Raw genomic sequence first — 15893 nt, forward strand, 5'->3', positions numbered from 1 at the left:
TTTGGACACGAGCTTTTTAACTCTGTGAAGATACAATACGCTGTATACGATCCAGCGCACCAGGATCTACTTGCTCAATAGCTGCAGATGCCTGTTTTAATGCTTCTTTGTATTCGTAATGACGAAACGCTTCTTCTGCTTCTTCTAAAGACTGTGCAATCGAGTGATGAGTACTTCTATAACGGTTACCGTATTGAATCACTCTTTCAACCAGTCGCGCCTCTTCTAACATTGCCTCTGTTTCATCAAATGTATCCTGAACAAAACCAACAGCATCTTCAAGTAAAGATTGAACAGCTTGAATATTAAGCGGTTTTTCTTTCAGCTTAGCGGTTACTTCATTTAAGATATGAACCGTTTTTTCAAGCTGCACTTTGTATTCTTCAGGAACACCAGGAAGGTTGCTTTTTTGAATAAGGCGTCGTGCTTCAATCAACTGAGATTTCAGTTCTTCTATTTTGTCCTTAGCCGAGAGCTCATCTTTGCGAAGAGCTTGTAGCATATCGCTATAGGATTCCTGAGATTCTTTTAATTGGTTAAGCTGTTTGGAAACGTCTTCGAGTTCTTCTTGGATCACACTGTAGGCTAAATTGTGCTCCGCCACCTTGTCCGAAATATTATAGTACAAGTTAGTCAATCGTTTTAGTTCGCGGTCCATTTTATAATATACGTCTAAATCGCGCTCTTTAAAATGATAGCTTTGCTGTACAAATAGCGTTTCTTCACGAAGTTCACGGTTTCGTTCTTGAAGCATACGAAGGAAGTTAGATACCGTATGAGATTCACGGTTCATTTTATGATAGGAGAAAACCTCATGCTCAAGTGAGTCATATAACTGCTCTAAGCGTTCGTTCACATCATCTAGTTTTGTAATCGCTTCTTCCACATATAATTCTTCAATATCTGCAATAATTTCAGCAGTTTCTTGTTTTAAAAGCTCTACCGTTTCTTCTACTTGCAGATGATCTAACACATATCCCTGCTCACTCATTTCGCGGAACCCGTCAAGCAGTTCATTGAACTGAACAGGAAGAGTGGTCTGACACTCAACTAACACTTTTGGAATTTGTTCTAAATACGAATCAATAGCTGTTAAATCAGTTTTTAATTGAAGAACAATCTCACGTGCTTGAAGATAGTTTCCGTTAATCGTCTCTTCCTCATATTTTTTAAACTGCTCTTTAGATGTATTAATTGCGTATTCTAACGTTTTTTCAGCATTTCCATAGGAATACCGATGTGCGAGCAATTTTTTCTTCACGTGGCGGTGAAGCTGATTTAATTCCTCAATATCATATCGATTATCTTGTTCGCTACCAATTAAATTTTGAAGTTCAGTAAGTATGTTTTCAATATCTATCTTGGTTTGTTCTAAGGCTTGATCAATATGTATAGATAACTGCTTCGCTTTTTTAAATCGGTATTTATCTGCTGCTTCTTCCGTTTCAAACAGTTCTTTATCAATTTTCGGGAGATTAGTTGATATAATTTCATCCCACTGCTCACGCCAACGTTCAAATAGCTCTTCAGTTTGACCTGTCATGTTCAATTCTTTTACTTTTGAAATTTCCTCTGCAACTGGCGTATTTGCTAATTCGACTTTGATCGTTTCCAGGCGATCAATTTCTTGATAAATCTTTTTACGTGAAAACATTCCGTACACAACTAATCCGATAATAAGTATGATTAGTGCTATAATGAATTCCATACTAAGCCCCCTTACAGTGCGTTCTACATGACAAGTTTCTTATTTATAAAAAGGGTGAATTTAATCCTTTAAATTTTTTTGCGTCAATGTTTTTATGATACCATGTAAAGTCCAACTTTTGAGCAAAAAATTAAATTTTTTTATACAAAATATTGGCATGGAGTCACTTTGTGTCGTTACAATGGAAAAAGAAGAAAAAAGGAGGCATTTTTTATGAAAGTTGACAAACATATTCATACTCCATTTTGCCCACACGGTTCACCTGATTCATTGCAACAATATGTTGAACAGGCGATTTCCCTGAACTTTGGCGAGATTTCGTTTACAGAGCATGCTCCATTACCAAAAAGCTTCAGTGATCCGACGCCTGATCGCGACAGCGGAATGGATCCTGACAAACTTGATCACTACATTCAAAACGTACAGCAAGTTAAAAAAGAATTTGAGCGCGATATTCGTATCAATATCGGATTGGAAGTTGATTTTATCGAAGGATTTGAACACGAAACAACGGATTTCTTAAACGAATATGGTCCTTATCTCGACGACAGCATCCTTTCTGTCCATTTCTTAAAACATGAAGAAGGATATGACTGCCTAGATTTTAGCGCTGACGTATTTGCACATATTGTACAGAAGTTTGGCAGCGTAAGCAAAGTATATGATAAGTATTACAACACGGTATTACGCTCTGTACAGGCCAATTTAGGCGTTTATAAGCCTAAGCGTATTGGTCATATGACACTCGTACATAAATTTCAAGCTCAATTTCCATATGAAGACACACTTTCCCCTATTATTTTATCAATACTCGATGAAATAAAAATGAAAGATCTGAATTTGGATTATAATGGTGCAGGATTGTTTAAGCCTTTGTGCAAGGAAGCGTATCCAGCTCCCTTTGTCGTAAAAGCAGCCCAACAGAAAAAAATCCCTCTCGTATATGGGTCAGACGCCCACTGTGCGAAGGATTTAGGCCAAGGCTATAGAGAGCTTCATTTAAGATAATTGAACGCGAAGTTTGTTTGTACGTTCATATGGCAAACATACCGTTGTGTGCACCCATTGCTCAAGCTCAATCGCATATTGCTGAACAAAATACGGTTCATGAGGCAATATATGAAGAACTTCACTTAGGTACTGAGGATGAAGATAAGGCATAGACAGCATGCCCTTAAGTTCAATGATTGTAAAGGAAACGTGCAGCTTTCGAAACTCCTTTTCTTTCATCCCTCTTTCAAGGATTGTTTTTAAGTAGTATTTTTCCTTGGTTAAATACGTAGTCATAACTTCTCGAATTAAAATCGTGTCAAGAGAGATTTCTCTATATACGAGCCGGGCAATATGCCTATTTTCGTGCTGGTAATGTAAGATAGCTCGAATCATTACGATCATACTTTCTGTTGAAGACAGCTTTTTCATTTCTTGGAATGCTTGCTCCAAAACCCCAATATAACCTTCAAAATAAGAAATCACTAAACTTTCAAGCAATCCTTCTTTGCTATGAAAATAATATGAAATATTCGCTACGTTCACTTTCGCTTTTCCTGCAATCTCGCGCACCGACGTACCATCAAAACCTTTTACGTTAAAAAGAGAAACGGCCGCATCAATAATTTTCTCTTTCGTTTTTGACTGTACAGCCATCTATCTACACCTCATTTCGATTTATTTTTACAAAACACATATGATTGCAAAATTGTGTAGAAATCGTTACAGTATTTAAAAAGGATTTTAGTAGCCTCTCTACATAATTCGTGATAGGCTTTTTAGTTCCTGTAATCTTTTATCGACAAAGTAGCGTTAAAACTGACGTTTCCTGATAAAAATTCATTAAATCTTATGTTGAATGGAGGAGAATACATTGTTTAATGTCGAAAACTACAGCGGCTCAAAACAAAAGGATTATGAATTAGTAATTAAGCAATTACGCGCCTTATTAGAAGGAGAAAGCAATACGATTGCTAATCTAGCAAATGCTTCAGCTTTGCTAAATCAATTTTTAAATGAAGTAAACTGGGTAGGTTTTTATTTAATGGAAGACGGAGAGTTAGTGCTTGGACCTTTCCAGGGACTGCCGGCTTGCGTTCGTATTCCACTTGGAAAAGGCGTATGCGGTACAGCAGCTCAAAATCAAAAAACAGAGCGAATCGAAGATGTTCACGCCTTCCCTGGCCACATTGCATGTGATGCCGCTTCTCAATCTGAAATCGTTGTACCAATTGTAAAAGACGGTCAGCTTTTAGGTGTTCTTGATATTGACAGTCCAATCAAAAATCGCTTTGATGAAATCGATCAACAGTATCTTGAAGAATTCGTCAAAGAACTTACTTCTTTTCTTTAAATATGAATAAGCAAAAAAACCGCTGCAAATCAGCGGTTTTTGCTTATTAAACAAACGTTTGATTAGCCTATCGCTACCTTTTTCTTATGTTCTTTCTTCTCCCTTTATATTTCAACTGAATATATCCTTTCTTTTACATTCTTTTAATCTTCAATCTTCCTTGACTTTATACGAGGAAACACCTATAATACTCGTTGTGTGAAATATTGCAGCTTATACAATCTTCTTTATGTTTTTTCATTTTGTTCCTCATTAAAAGATTGTTTTACAGAAGTAGCAATCCTTTTAACAAGATGGTGTATCGTGTAACTCTCTGCTGCTAGAGCGATGGTACATGAAAACAAAATGAGCATATCGCTAGAATGTGTCTGTTTTTGTTTTGCATAAAATAAAAACACAAACAAGGAGGAGTCATCATGGCTCGTTATACAGGTCCAAGTTGGAAAATCTCTCGTCGCTTAGGTCTTTCTCTAAGTGGTACAGGTAAAGAATTAGAAAAACGCCCTTACGCTCCAGGTCCACACGGCCCAGGTCAACGTAAGAAAATTTCTGAGTACGGTTTACAATTACAAGAAAAGCAAAAATTACGCCACATGTATGGTGTAACTGAGCGTCAATTCCGTAACTTATTCGTTGCTGCTGGTAAATTAACTGGTAAGCACGGTGAGAACTTCATGATTCTTTTAGAAGCTCGTCTTGATAACTTAGTATACCGTATGGGTCTTGCACGCACTCGTCGTCAAGCTCGTCAATTAGTTAACCACGGTCACGTTTTAGTTGATGGTAAACGCGTTGACATCCCATCTTACCGTGTACAACCTGGTCAAGTGATCGGTGTTCGCGAAAAATCACGCAACCTTTCAATCGTGAAAGAAGCGCTTGAAGTTAACAACTTCGTACCAGACTACTTAACAGTAGACGCTGAGAAATTAGAAGGTACATTCACTCGCTTACCTGAGCGTTCTGAATTATCTGCTGAAATCAACGAAGCACTAATCGTAGAGTTCTACTCTCGTTAATAGTAAAAAGCCGTTCCTTATGGAGCGGCTTTTTTACTGTCTATATATAAAAAAAAAGGCCTTTCGGCCTTTTTTTATGCGTATTGAATAAGCGTATATTTTTTCTTACCTCGACGAATCACTGTGAATTGACCTTCAATACGGTCGTCTGCACCTACTGTTTTTTGTAAATCTTGCTCGCGCTCACCGTTTAAGTAAATTGCACCGTTTGAAATATCTTCACGTGCTTGACGTTTAGAAGGAGAAATTTTGCTTTCTACAAGTAAATCAATTAAACCAATATCTTCACCTGTATGCGTGTAAGAAGGAACGTCCTTGAATCCTTGCTTAATTTCTTCTGCTGTTAACTCTGAAATGGTTCCACTAAATAAGGCTTGTGAAATACGAATGGCTTGCGAAAGAGCTTCTTCACCGTGTACAAGCGTAGTCATAGCTGCCGCTAGTGCTTTTTGTGCTTCGCGTTTTTCAGGAGCTTCTTTTGCAGACGCTTCTAATTCATTAATTTCTTCGTGCGATAAGAATGTAAAGTATTTTAAATACTTTATAACATCGCGATCATCTGTATTAATCCAGAATTGGTAGAATTCGTACGGACTTGTTTTTTCAGCGTCTAACCAAATTGCTCCGCCCTCTGTTTTACCGAACTTCGTGCCGTCTGCTTTTGTTACAAGCGGAACTGTTAATCCAAATGCTTTGGCATCTTCTTCTGATTTACGAATTAATTCTAAGCCAGCCGTAATATTTCCCCATTGGTCGCTGCCGCCAATTTGAAGCTTACAGTTATATGTTTGGTATAAATTCAAGAAATCGTATGACTGTAAGATCATGTAGCTAAATTCCGTAAATGAAATGCCTGATTCGATACGAGATTGAACAGAATCCTTTGCCATCATATAGTTAATACCAAAGTTTTTACCGATATCTCGTAGGAATGTAATAACATCTAACTTGCCAATCCAGTCATAGTTATTCGCAATAACTGCTGCATTTTCACCTTCTTCGAAATCTAAGAAGCGTGAAAGCTGACCTTTAATACGCTCACTAAACAGCGCAACCGTTTCTTTTTCGTTTAACGTACGCTCTGCTTTTTTACCGCTTGGATCTCCAATAAGACCCGTACCTCCACCAACTAATGCAATTGGTTGGTGTCCAGCTTGTTGAAAGCGACGCAAAATTAAAACAGGAAGCATGTGCCCGATGTGAAGGCTGTCGGCTGTCGGGTCGAACCCGCAGTATAAACGAACAGACTCTTTACTCAAAAGTTCACTTAAACCTTTTTCATCCGTTTGTTGGTTAATGAGCCCTCGAAACTCAAGATCTTGTAAAATATCCATGTTATATATTCTCTCCTTTATCTAATTGCTCGTTACAATTTGTTGAACAACATAAAAAACGCCCCTTCTTAAAAAAGAAGGGACGAAAATATCGCGGTACCACCCTATTTGGAAATGAATTATTTCCCACTTAAATGATGTAACGGTCTACCCGTCTTTTGCTACTGTAAGTTCACAAAAGATGCTCAAGGACGTATTTCATATTTGTCTATGTACTGATTTTCAGCAACCATCAGCTCTCTTAAACAGGGAGACAAGTATTACTTCTTCCTATCACTGCAGTTTATTTTATTTAAAAGTTTACACCCCACAATTATGAATGATTTCATTTTAAAATTCAAGTCCAAAAAAAAGTTCAAACAGCTGGCTGTTTGAACTTTATAAAAATCACTTATTTTCCCTACAAAGATTGAAACGTTTACTTCTTAGTCTTCCATAGTCGACAAATCGCCCGTTGGCAAATCTAATTCCCACGCTTTTAAAACGCGACGCATAATTTTACCGCTTCGTGTTTTAGGTAGCTTATCTTTAAACTCGATTTCACGCGGAGCTGCATGAGCAGCTAACCCTTTTTTCACAAATTGACGAATATCTTCAATCAGTTCATCTGAAGATTCATACCCATCTCTAAGTGCGATAAATGCTTTAATAATTTCCCCGCGAACAGGATCAGGCTTACCAATAACACCCGCTTCTGCTACAGCAGGGTGTTCAACAAGCTTACTTTCTACTTCAAATGGACCCACGCGTTCTCCTGCCGTCATAATAACATCATCGATTCGGCCTTGGAACCAAAAATAACCGTCTTCATCCATATACGCCGAATCACCTGATACGTACCAATCACCTGGCATAAAATAGGACTCATACTTTTCTTTGTTGTTCCAAATCGTATGCATCATAGATGGCCAGCCTTTTTTAATTGCTAAATTACCCATTCGATAAGGTGGAAGCTCTTGTCCTTGATCGTCAACGATTGCTGCTTGTACACCTGGAATTGGTTTCCCCATAGATCCTGGCTTAATTTTCATAGACGGATAATTACAAATCGTCTGACCACCAGTTTCAGTCATCCACCACGTATCGTGAATACGTTTTTGGAACACCTTCATTCCCCAGCGTACCACTTCAGGATTTAACGGTTCTCCCACACTTAATACATGTCTGAGATTGCTTAAATCATAGCGTTTAACTAAGTCATCACCAGCACCCATTAGCATACGAAATGCTGTAGGTGCACTGTACCAAACCGTTACGCCAAAATCTTCAAGTGCTTGATACCATGCATCTGGACTAAATCGTCCTCCTACAATCACATTCGTTGCTCCAGCAAGCCAAGGACCAAAAATCCCATAGGAAGTCCCCGTTACCCAACCGGGATCTGCTGTACACCAATACACATCGTCATCTTTTAAGTCGAGCACCCACTTAGCAGTTTGATAGTGCTGAAGCATGGCGTTGTGAACGTGAAGCACGCCTTTTGGTTTGCCAGTTGAACCTGATGTATAATGAAGCAGCATACCATCTGTTCTATCTACCCACTCAATTTCCACCTCTTTATTCGCCGCTTCTAGTCGCTTCAGAAAATCTAGTTGAATGCCTTCTTCTTCTACATTTTCCCCTACAAGGAGAATGTGTTTTAAAGCTGGCAAATCTTTCACCGGAACACGGCTCAGCAATTCAGGCGTTGTAATTAACACTTTTGCATCACTGTCTTGCAAACGATCTTTTACTGCACCTTCCATGAACGCTTCAAATAAAGGTCCAACAATAGCGCCAAGCTTCACCGCTCCTAACAAGGCAAAATAAAGTTCCGGAGAGCGAGGCATAAAGATAAACACGCGATCCCCCTTCTCTACGTCTGCTTGTTTTAGCACGTTTGCGGCTTTGTTTGACCATTCTTTCATTTCTTTAAATGTATATTTTTCATTGCGCTGCGCATCTCGATAATAAAGCGCAACTTTATTTTTACGCGTAGAGTTTGCGTGCTTATCAATTGCTTCATAAGCTGCATTTAATTTACCTGTTTCATGCCATGAAAATTCCTTCTCCACTTGTGACCACTCAAAGGTTTGATACGTTTTATCGTAGTCCTGTAAGTTGTATACCCCTTCAATTACAGGAAGCGCTTCCACCTTCATCACAAACTCCCCCTTATGTATAAAATTTACAAACCTATTATATAACAAAGATAGACTTTTCACAATTTTATAAAAATTATTTGTCGGAATTAGGATAATAGTCTCCCTTGTTATATGACAACCTTTAATATAAACGTGTCGAATTAACAAGAAAATCTTCTAATTTTCTATTCTATCTTTTTTAAAAAACTCCTTTTCTTTTATTTAATTTTTTGAAAACGCTTTAATCTAGAGTTTTTTTTGTATTATAATACAGATAAGACTGCTTGAAGGTGGTGATTCATGTGAAACATTCCCAAACATACAATATGAAAGAAGTAAAAACAGCTGTTGGAGCGATTGTTATTGAAGGACCTGTCTCCTCACATACCTTGCAACAACTTGATTTTCATGAGCAACTAACGGCATTTCGTCCACCTGAACAGCAAAAAGAAGCATTGATTGAGATTGCCAACTTGCCTGAAGGTAGAATTATTATTGCTCGCCATCATCATACAATCATTGGTTATGTAACCTTTTTATATCCCGATCCTCTAGAACGATGGTCGGAAGGAAATATGGAGAATTTAATCGAATTAGGAGCTATAGAGGTAGCCGCTCCGTTTCGTAGCTATTCTATTGGAAAAAACTTGCTTATCGTATCTATGATGGATGATGCAATGGAAGATTATATTATCATTACGACAGAATACTACTGGCATTGGGACTTAAAAGGAACAGGGCTAAACGTGTGGGATTACCGCAAAATCATGGAGAAGATGATGAATAGAGGCGGACTAACGTGGTTTGCCACGGATGACCCTGAGATTAGCTCTCATCCTGCTAACTGTTTGATGGTAAGAATCGGGAGCAGAGTCCCTCAAGAAAGCATGCAAGAATTTGATAGCTTGCGCTTTCGAAATCGCTTTATGTATTAGCTAACCTTTAAGAAAAGGAGCTGGGTTTGATGATTGTTGAAGAGATGATGAAAACGAATCTCGTTACCTTAACCCCCGACCATACGATTGCTGAAGCTATGAAACTTTTAGATACACATAAGATTAGACATATTCCCATCGTTAATGACCTTCATCATGTAGTTGGCATCATTTCTGATCGAGACGTAAGAGATGCAAGTCCATCTATTTTAGATAATACTTATACATCTGCTCTTCTATCCGAACCCGTGAGGATGATTATGCAAACAGAAGTCATTACAGCTCACCCTCTTGATTTTGTTGAAGAAATTGCAAGCATTTTTTATGAACATCAAATCGGTTGTATTCCCGTCACAAAAAATAAGCGTTTAGTAGGCGTTGTGACTGAAAGAGATCTATTACATACGTTTATTCAGCTTACCGGCACTAATAAACCTGGTTCACAAATTGAAATAAAAGTAGAAAACAAGGCTGGCGTGCTCGCTGAAGTTACATCCCTCTTTGGTTCAAAGAGGACAAACATCTTAAGCGTACTTGTCTACCCTGATATAGATGAAAGATATAAGATCCTTGTGCTTCGTATTCAAGCTATCAATCCATTGGTTAGTATAAATACATTAAAAGAAAATGGCTATGAGGTGCTATGGCCTAAATTACCGGAGATGACGTAATGACTAGTAATGCTGTATTTATTTATTCAGATGATATTCTTTCGTACAAATTCAGCAATAATCATCCGTTTAACCAGCTTCGTGTTCAACTAACATATGAACTGTTACGGGAATTTGGCGCTTTAGGCAATCAAGATATTGTATTACCGCGAATGGCATCTGATGAAGAACTTCAGCTTGTCCATGATACTAGCTATATTCAAGCGGTAAAATTAGCAGGAAGCGGCGAGCTTTCTGTTGAAAAAGCAGCGGATTTTGGCCTAGGAACAGAAGATACACCTATGTTTCCTAACATGCATGAAGCCAGTGCATTTTTAGTTGGGGGTACCCTTACTGCTGTAGATTATGTTATGACTGGAAAAGCTAAGCATGCTCTGAATTTAGGAGGAGGATTGCACCATGGCTTTCGAGGAAAAGCTTCTGGCTTTTGCATTTACAATGACAGCGCGGTAGCCATTAAATATATGCAGCAAAAGTACAATGCGCGCGTTCTCTACGTCGATACAGATGCTCATCACGGTGACGGCGTGCAATGGACATTTTATGACGACCCTTCCGTTTGTACTCTTTCCATTCATGAAACGGGACGCTACTTGTTTCCAGGCACGGGAAACGTTAACGAACGCGGGCACAGTGAAGGCTATGGTTATTCATTTAATGTGCCTGTTGATGCTTATACCGAAGATGAGTCTTGGCTCGACGTTTATAAGACCTCTTTAAAAGAGGTAGCTGCTTTTTTTAAACCAGATGTTATCTTGACACAAAATGGAGCCGATTCTCATTATTACGATCCGCTCACTCATTTATGCGGCACCACGAAGATATACCGTGAAATTCCTAAAATTGCTCATGAAATTGCCCATGAATACTGCCAGGGAAGATGGATTGCCGTTGGCGGAGGAGGCTATGATATTTGGCGGGTTGTTCCTCGAGCTTGGTCATTTATTTGGCTTGAAATGATTGAACGAAAGGCAGAAGGTATGCTTCCTCTGTCATGGCTTGAAAAATGGACAAAAATATCGCCTCACCCCGTTTGCACGCAGTGGGATGATGAACTCAATATCTATCAGCCAATTCCAAGAAAACCAGAAATAACAGAAAAAAACGCTCAAACTCTTGAGCGCGCTCTTTATCCTATTCGTTCTCATACATCTCATTCTTAAAAAAAGGCTATACAAGCGTATGGCCTTTTTCACTGTGCTTCGGGATCTGAAATAATAATTTCGACGCGTCTATTTTTTTGTAGATTGTCATTAGACGTATTCGGAACAAGCGGCTTTGTATCTCCGTATCCAATTGCTTCAAAGCGCTTAGCAGAAAGAGAAAAGTGGTTCGTTAAATAACGTATGACGCCGCTAGCACGCGCTGCCGATAGTTCCCAATTAGATGGATAACGATAGGTGTGAATAGGTCGATTATCGGTATGACCTTCTACTTTAATATCATTTGAAATAGTACTGAATAACCTTCCTAATTCATCTAGAAAAGGGGTACCTTTTTTCAAAATGTCTGCTTTTCCTGTTTCAAACAGCACCTGTTCTTGTAAAATAAGCACAACTCCGCGTTCATCTCGTTTAGCAGTAATGACGTGCTGAAGCTTATTTTCCTGCAGGTAGTCCTGCACTTTTGCTAAAATGTTATCCAGCTTTTGAGACTGCTGGCTCTTTTCTACAGAGGCTACAGAACTACTGCTTTTAAGCGAATTGACAACGGTCTGAAACTTTTGATTATCAACGCTAGACATTGAAAATAGTAAAATAAAAAAAACTAATATTAACGTCACCAAATCAGCAAATGTTACCATCCATTTTGGCGACTGTGCCGAATACCTTTTTCTTCTACGCTTCACGAACGTGTTCTCTCTTTTCTTCTAGCTTTCGTTTTTCAACAGGGGCAAATACTTTTAGCTTTGCTTGCACAAAGCGAGAATTTTGACCCGCCTGCAAGCCGATGACACCTTCAATAATTACTTCTTTAACAAAAAGCTCATGCTCCGTTTTACCAGCTAATTTAGCTGCGATTGGCTGAAAAAACAAGTTTGAAAGCAGCGCCCCGTAGAAAGTCGTTAAAAGAGCAATTGCCATGTTAGGCCCAAGCGATGAAGGGGTATTAAGGCTTTTAAGCATTAGCACTAGCCCAACAAGCGTCCCAATCATTCCCCAAGCGGGGGCATAATCGCCTGCTTTTTCAAACATACTTCGACCTCTCGCATGTCTTTCTTCTACTGCAGCTATTTCAGCTTCAAGCAGCTCTCGAATCATTTCTGGTTCTACTCCATCAATGGCTAGCAAAATACCTTTTTTCACAAATGAATCATCGATTTGTTCAAGCTCTGCTTCTAACGATAGAAGTCCTTCTCGACGCGCTTTTTCCGATAAATGTACAAATGTTCCTACAATTTCTTCTACGTTTATTTCTTTCGATTGAAACGCTTGTTTCCCTACTCTTCCCATATTTTTTAATTGTTTTAAAGGAAAGCTCACGCACAGCGTACCAAAAACGCCTCCCAATACAATTAAAATCGATGGTACATCAATAAAAGCTAAAAAACCGCTCATTCCTCCGCTTGAAATAACCCCAAACACAACCATAGAGATACCAATTAGTATCCCTATAGGTGTGAGCATATCAATTTTTTTCATATTCTATCTCCCCGTGTCTGAACTTTGGATTCGTTCTTATTCATTCACAGGTATTATTTTGTTGATTGTCTGAACTCGATGCGGTGAGGAAGCTGTACAATGCTGCTATCTACCGTTTCTTTGTTCATGTATTTCGTTAAGAGACGCATCGCTACTGCACCAATATCATACATCGGCTGTACAACAGATGTTAACTGAGGACGAACCATTGTTGAAAGTCTTGTGTTATCAAAACCGATAACTTCTAGATCGTTTGGTACATTCAACCCGCGATCTTGTGCCCCGTGAATAACGCCTAATGCCATTTCATCCGTTCCAACGAAAATAGCAGTTGGCTTTTCATCTTCTTCTAATAGTTTTTCAACTGCTTCAATACCTGAATCGTACGTGTAGTCTCCTTCTACAATATAAGAATCGCGTACAGGCAATCCGCTTTCAGTAAGAGCACGCTTGTACCCTTTTACTTTTTTCGCATGATTGATTGGTTCTTCTAACGTACCTGAAACGAATGCAATATTTTTATGACCGCTGTCAATTAGTGATTGCACTGCATCAAAAGCTGCTTGTTCATAATCAATAGTTACAGATGGGATTTGGTTAGTTGATTCGATTGATGCTGCAAGTACAACTGGAACCGGTGATTTTTTTAGTTCTTCTACGTGTTCTTCCGTTACATTCCCACTCATGAAGATGATTCCGTCTACTTGTTTACCAAGCATGTTATTTAAAAGATGAAGTTCTTTATCTTGATTTTGATCGGAGTTACTTAAGATGATATTATACTTGTACATTGTTGCAATATCTTCGATTCCACGCGCTAACTCTGCATAGAAAATATTTGAAATATCAGGAATGATAACTCCTACTGTCGTTGTTTTTTTACTTGCTAATCCACGCGCTACTGCGTTCGGACGATAGCCTAGTCTTTCAATTGTTTCTAATACTTTTTTTCTAGTTGATGGTTTTACATTCGGATTTCCGTTTACCACACGAGAAACCGTTGCCATCGACACGCTTGCTTCCCTTGCTACATCATAAATTGTTACGTTCACAACAAACACTCCTTATCGAAAAACATTTCGTTTATTTTATCCTTATTTCATTTCTTGTATTTACGTATATAAATCCATCTTCCTTTATAGAATGGCTATTTCTAGCTCCTTCACTCTTACATACAGCTTAGATACCCTGTATGCATCTAAATCATTCCTGTTATGCCCTTATTATTACGTGGCAAAGACAATTTTACCAGTTTATATGTAACAATGTAAAAGACGGTGTATAGTAAGTAAATAAAAAAAGTGACTCGCGAATTTATATCATATGCAATCACAGAATGATAGCGAATATCTGTAACTACTATACGATACTATGTGCTTCATCGCAACGTATTTACCGCCTTTTTCCGACAAGTTTCACGAGAATTTCATAAATTCTTGTTTTTTGGATTTGCACTTATTCTTTCCTATTTTGACAAAAGTTATCGACTGTTTTCAAAATACGTGATAATTTCGCTTATCTTTATTATAACGAAAGGCAAACAAGCTTGAAACCATTAAGTGCCTCAAACTTGTCATAAAAGTATACGAATTTTTCATTTTTACGTTTTTTTATAAATTTAAGTTACATATAGGTTTTAACTGCTTCATAAATTCTGTAAATTGCGGGATATCCATTTGCTGAGCTGAGTCAGAAAGTGCTACCGCAGGATCGGGATGAACTTCTGCCATAATTCCATCCGCACCAATGGCAAGAGCCGCTTTAGCCGTTGGAACAAGTAAATCTCGTCTTCCCGTTGAATGCGTGACGTCGACTAAAACAGGTAAATGAGTTTCTTGCTTTAAAATAGGAACAGCTGAAATATCCAGGGTATTTCTCGTTGCTCGCTCATACGTACGAATTCCTCGTTCACACAAAATCAGCTGATCATTTCCTTTTGAAACAATGTATTCAGCAGCATTAATAAACTCATCAATCGTAGCGGCTAAGCCTCGCTTTAATAAGACAGGCTTCTTCACTGCACCAGCTTCTTTTAATAGCTCAAAATTTTGCATATTACGAGCACCAATTTGAATCACATCTACATATTCTACAGCTGTTTCAATATCAGCGGGGTCGACAATTTCACTAATAACGGCTAAATCATATTCGTCAGCTACTCTTTTTAAAATTTGCAGTCCTTCTAAGCCAAGGCCTTGAAAATCATAAGGAGATGTTCTTGGCTTGTAGGCTCCGCCTCTAAGCATCCGCACACCCTGCTGCTTCACGGCTTTTGCTACGGCTGCTACTTGCTCATAGCTTTCAACGGAACAAGGTCCTGCTACAAAACGCTGAAGTCCGTCACCAATTGTTTCTCCTTTTACCGTAACGATTGTATTTTCCGGCTTCTTTTTACGGGATACAAGAAGTGCTTTACGATGATCATCTTCTTGAAGCTCTAAATGAGCTTTGAAAATCTCTTTGAAAATATGTTGAAGCGTCGACGTTTGAAACGGTCCTTCATTCTTGCTTAAAATCGAGTCAAGCATTGCTCGTTCACGAACAGGATCAAACCGTTTAGTTGACTGCATTCCTTTTAACTTTCCTATTTCTTGAACAAGCTCTCCTCGCTCATTAATAAGCCTTAACAGTTTCATATTTACTTCGTCAATTTGAGATCGCAAATGCTGAAGATCTGAATTAGTCATGTACGTCCACCCTTTCACTGATTTTAAAAAATCCGTTTAGCAGGGTTACTACATAAGATGATAGATGATGGAGGATATATGTAAGGGGCTTCTCTGCTTTTATGTGCTAAACTACATCTATTGTACGAAAAAGTGGATGAAACCGCAATCAGCTTATAAAAAAAGAGGTTGAAACATAGCTACATCGCTCCAATCTAAAGAGTACCAAATGGGATAAATAAGCTCCTATAGATTGGTTGTTACAGAGAGGTTGATTTCCGTGCAAGACTTCGCTTTCCGCGGGCGACTGGTGAGCCTCCTCGTCACCTACGCTCTTGCGGGGTCTCACCTGTTCCGCTTGTCCCGCAGGAGTCTTCGTCTTGCCCTCCAATCAACAGCTAGAGGCCGCTACATATATGAAACCTACGTTCACTCTACCAATAAAAAAATC

14 protein-coding genes and 1 other annotated feature are annotated in these 15893 nt (G+C 38.6%); of the genes, 6 read left to right on the forward strand and 8 right to left on the reverse strand.

Translation table 11 applies throughout. The features are described 5' to 3' along the window. Nucleotides 1–16: 16 nt before the first annotated feature. Nucleotides 17–1708, reverse strand: a complete 1692-nt coding sequence (gene ezrA / locus U9R83_RS23975) for a septation ring formation regulator EzrA (RefSeq protein WP_013059480.1) — start codon at nucleotides 1706–1708, stop codon at nucleotides 17–19. Nucleotides 1709–1921: 213 nt separating this feature from the next. Between ezrA and hisJ the strand changes: the two genes are divergently transcribed. Beyond that, nucleotides 1922–2716 (forward strand): histidinol-phosphatase HisJ, encoded by a 795-nt coding sequence (hisJ, locus tag U9R83_RS23980; RefSeq protein ID WP_328575442.1) that lies wholly within the window; start codon nucleotides 1922–1924, stop codon nucleotides 2714–2716. On the opposite strand, the gene refZ is transcribed toward hisJ, so the two are convergent. Continuing rightward, nucleotides 2708–3355: a forespore capture DNA-binding protein RefZ gene (refZ, locus tag U9R83_RS23985; protein WP_013059482.1), complete on the reverse strand. Its 648-nt coding sequence runs from the start codon at nucleotides 3353–3355 to the stop codon at nucleotides 2708–2710. The two genes, hisJ and refZ, sit on opposite strands and share 9 nt — an antisense overlap. A 217-nt stretch (nucleotides 3356–3572) precedes the next feature. On the opposite strand from refZ, the gene U9R83_RS23990 reads away from it, so the two are divergent. After that, nucleotides 3573–4052, forward strand: coding sequence for a GAF domain-containing protein (locus U9R83_RS23990; RefSeq protein WP_014458011.1), 480 nt, complete (start codon nucleotides 3573–3575; stop codon nucleotides 4050–4052). Between the two features lie 416 nt (nucleotides 4053–4468). Continuing rightward, nucleotides 4469–5071, forward strand: coding sequence for a 30S ribosomal protein S4 (gene rpsD / locus U9R83_RS23995; RefSeq protein WP_013059485.1), 603 nt, complete (start codon nucleotides 4469–4471; stop codon nucleotides 5069–5071). 74 nt (nucleotides 5072–5145) lie between these two features. Here rpsD and tyrS read toward each other — a convergent pair whose 3' ends face one another. Further along, nucleotides 5146–6405, reverse strand: a complete 1260-nt coding sequence (gene tyrS / locus U9R83_RS24000) for a tyrosine--tRNA ligase (protein ID WP_014458010.1) — start codon at nucleotides 6403–6405, stop codon at nucleotides 5146–5148. Between the two features lie 75 nt (nucleotides 6406–6480). Further along, nucleotides 6481–6691, reverse strand: a binding site (T-box leader). Between the two features lie 139 nt (nucleotides 6692–6830). Then, nucleotides 6831–8546 carry an acetate--CoA ligase gene (gene acsA, locus U9R83_RS24005; RefSeq protein ID WP_042991850.1) on the reverse strand — a complete coding sequence of 572 codons (1716 nt, stop codon included), beginning with the start codon at nucleotides 8544–8546 and terminating at the stop codon, nucleotides 6831–6833. A gap of 284 nt (nucleotides 8547–8830) precedes the next feature. On the opposite strand from acsA, the gene U9R83_RS24010 reads away from it, so the two are divergent. From U9R83_RS24010 to U9R83_RS24020, 3 genes are read left to right on the forward strand one after another with little or no spacing between them, the layout of a single operon-like run. Beyond that, entirely contained in the window at nucleotides 8831–9463 is a 633-nt protein-coding gene (locus U9R83_RS24010) for a GNAT family N-acetyltransferase (RefSeq protein ID WP_014458008.1), read from the forward strand. A 29-nt stretch (nucleotides 9464–9492) separates the two neighbouring features. Next, on the forward strand, nucleotides 9493–10134 hold the full coding sequence (locus U9R83_RS24015) for an acetoin utilization AcuB family protein (protein ID WP_115654988.1): 642 nt from the start codon (nucleotides 9493–9495) through the stop codon (nucleotides 10132–10134). After that, nucleotides 10134–11297, forward strand: a complete 1164-nt coding sequence (locus U9R83_RS24020; RefSeq protein WP_014458006.1) for an acetoin utilization protein AcuC — start codon at nucleotides 10134–10136, stop codon at nucleotides 11295–11297. The genes U9R83_RS24015 and U9R83_RS24020 overlap by 1 nt, the downstream gene beginning before the upstream one ends. A 29-nt stretch (nucleotides 11298–11326) precedes the next feature. Here the strand turns inward: U9R83_RS24020 and motS are convergent, their stop codons facing one another. From motS to U9R83_RS24040, 4 genes are all read right to left on the reverse strand, one after another. After that, nucleotides 11327–11983, reverse strand: a complete 657-nt coding sequence (motS, locus tag U9R83_RS24025; protein WP_226554861.1) for a flagellar motor protein MotS — start codon at nucleotides 11981–11983, stop codon at nucleotides 11327–11329. Further along, nucleotides 11973–12776: a flagellar motor protein MotP gene (gene motP / locus U9R83_RS24030; RefSeq protein WP_014458004.1), complete on the reverse strand. Its 804-nt coding sequence runs from the start codon at nucleotides 12774–12776 to the stop codon at nucleotides 11973–11975. Before motP ends, motS begins: the two co-directional genes overlap by 11 nt. Before the next feature lie 53 nt (nucleotides 12777–12829). Further along, on the reverse strand, nucleotides 12830–13828 hold the full coding sequence (gene ccpA / locus U9R83_RS24035; protein ID WP_013059493.1) for a catabolite control protein A: 999 nt from the start codon (nucleotides 13826–13828) through the stop codon (nucleotides 12830–12832). 558 nt (nucleotides 13829–14386) lie between these two features. Beyond that, entirely contained in the window at nucleotides 14387–15463 is a 1077-nt protein-coding gene (locus U9R83_RS24040) for a bifunctional 3-deoxy-7-phosphoheptulonate synthase/chorismate mutase (protein WP_182420494.1), read from the reverse strand. Nucleotides 15464–15893 lie beyond the last annotated feature (430 nt).

It is taken from the genome of Priestia sp. LL-8 (assembly GCF_036227845.1).
Lineage (GTDB): Bacteria > Bacillota > Bacilli > Bacillales > Bacillaceae_H > Priestia > Priestia zanthoxyli.

Coding starts and splice junctions, on each gene's coding strand:
- ezrA (WP_013059480.1), bottom strand. CDS start 1,708: ATGGAATTCATTATAGCACTAATCATACTTATTATCGGATTAGTTGTG.
- hisJ (WP_328575442.1), top strand. CDS start 1,922: ATGAAAGTTGACAAACATATTCATACTCCATTTTGCCCACACGGTTCA.
- refZ (WP_013059482.1), bottom strand. CDS start 3,355: ATGGCTGTACAGTCAAAAACGAAAGAGAAAATTATTGATGCGGCCGTT.
- rpsD (WP_013059485.1), top strand. CDS start 4,469: ATGGCTCGTTATACAGGTCCAAGTTGGAAAATCTCTCGTCGCTTAGGT.
- tyrS (WP_014458010.1), bottom strand. CDS start 6,405: ATGGATATTTTACAAGATCTTGAGTTTCGAGGGCTCATTAACCAACAA.
- acsA (WP_042991850.1), bottom strand. CDS start 8,546: ATGAAGGTGGAAGCGCTTCCTGTAATTGAAGGGGTATACAACTTACAG.
- U9R83_RS24015 (WP_115654988.1), top strand. CDS start 9,493: ATGATTGTTGAAGAGATGATGAAAACGAATCTCGTTACCTTAACCCCC.
- U9R83_RS24020 (WP_014458006.1), top strand. CDS start 10,134: ATGACTAGTAATGCTGTATTTATTTATTCAGATGATATTCTTTCGTAC.
- motP (WP_014458004.1), bottom strand. CDS start 12,776: ATGAAAAAAATTGATATGCTCACACCTATAGGGATACTAATTGGTATC.
- U9R83_RS24040 (WP_182420494.1), bottom strand. CDS start 15,463: ATGACTAATTCAGATCTTCAGCATTTGCGATCTCAAATTGACGAAGTA.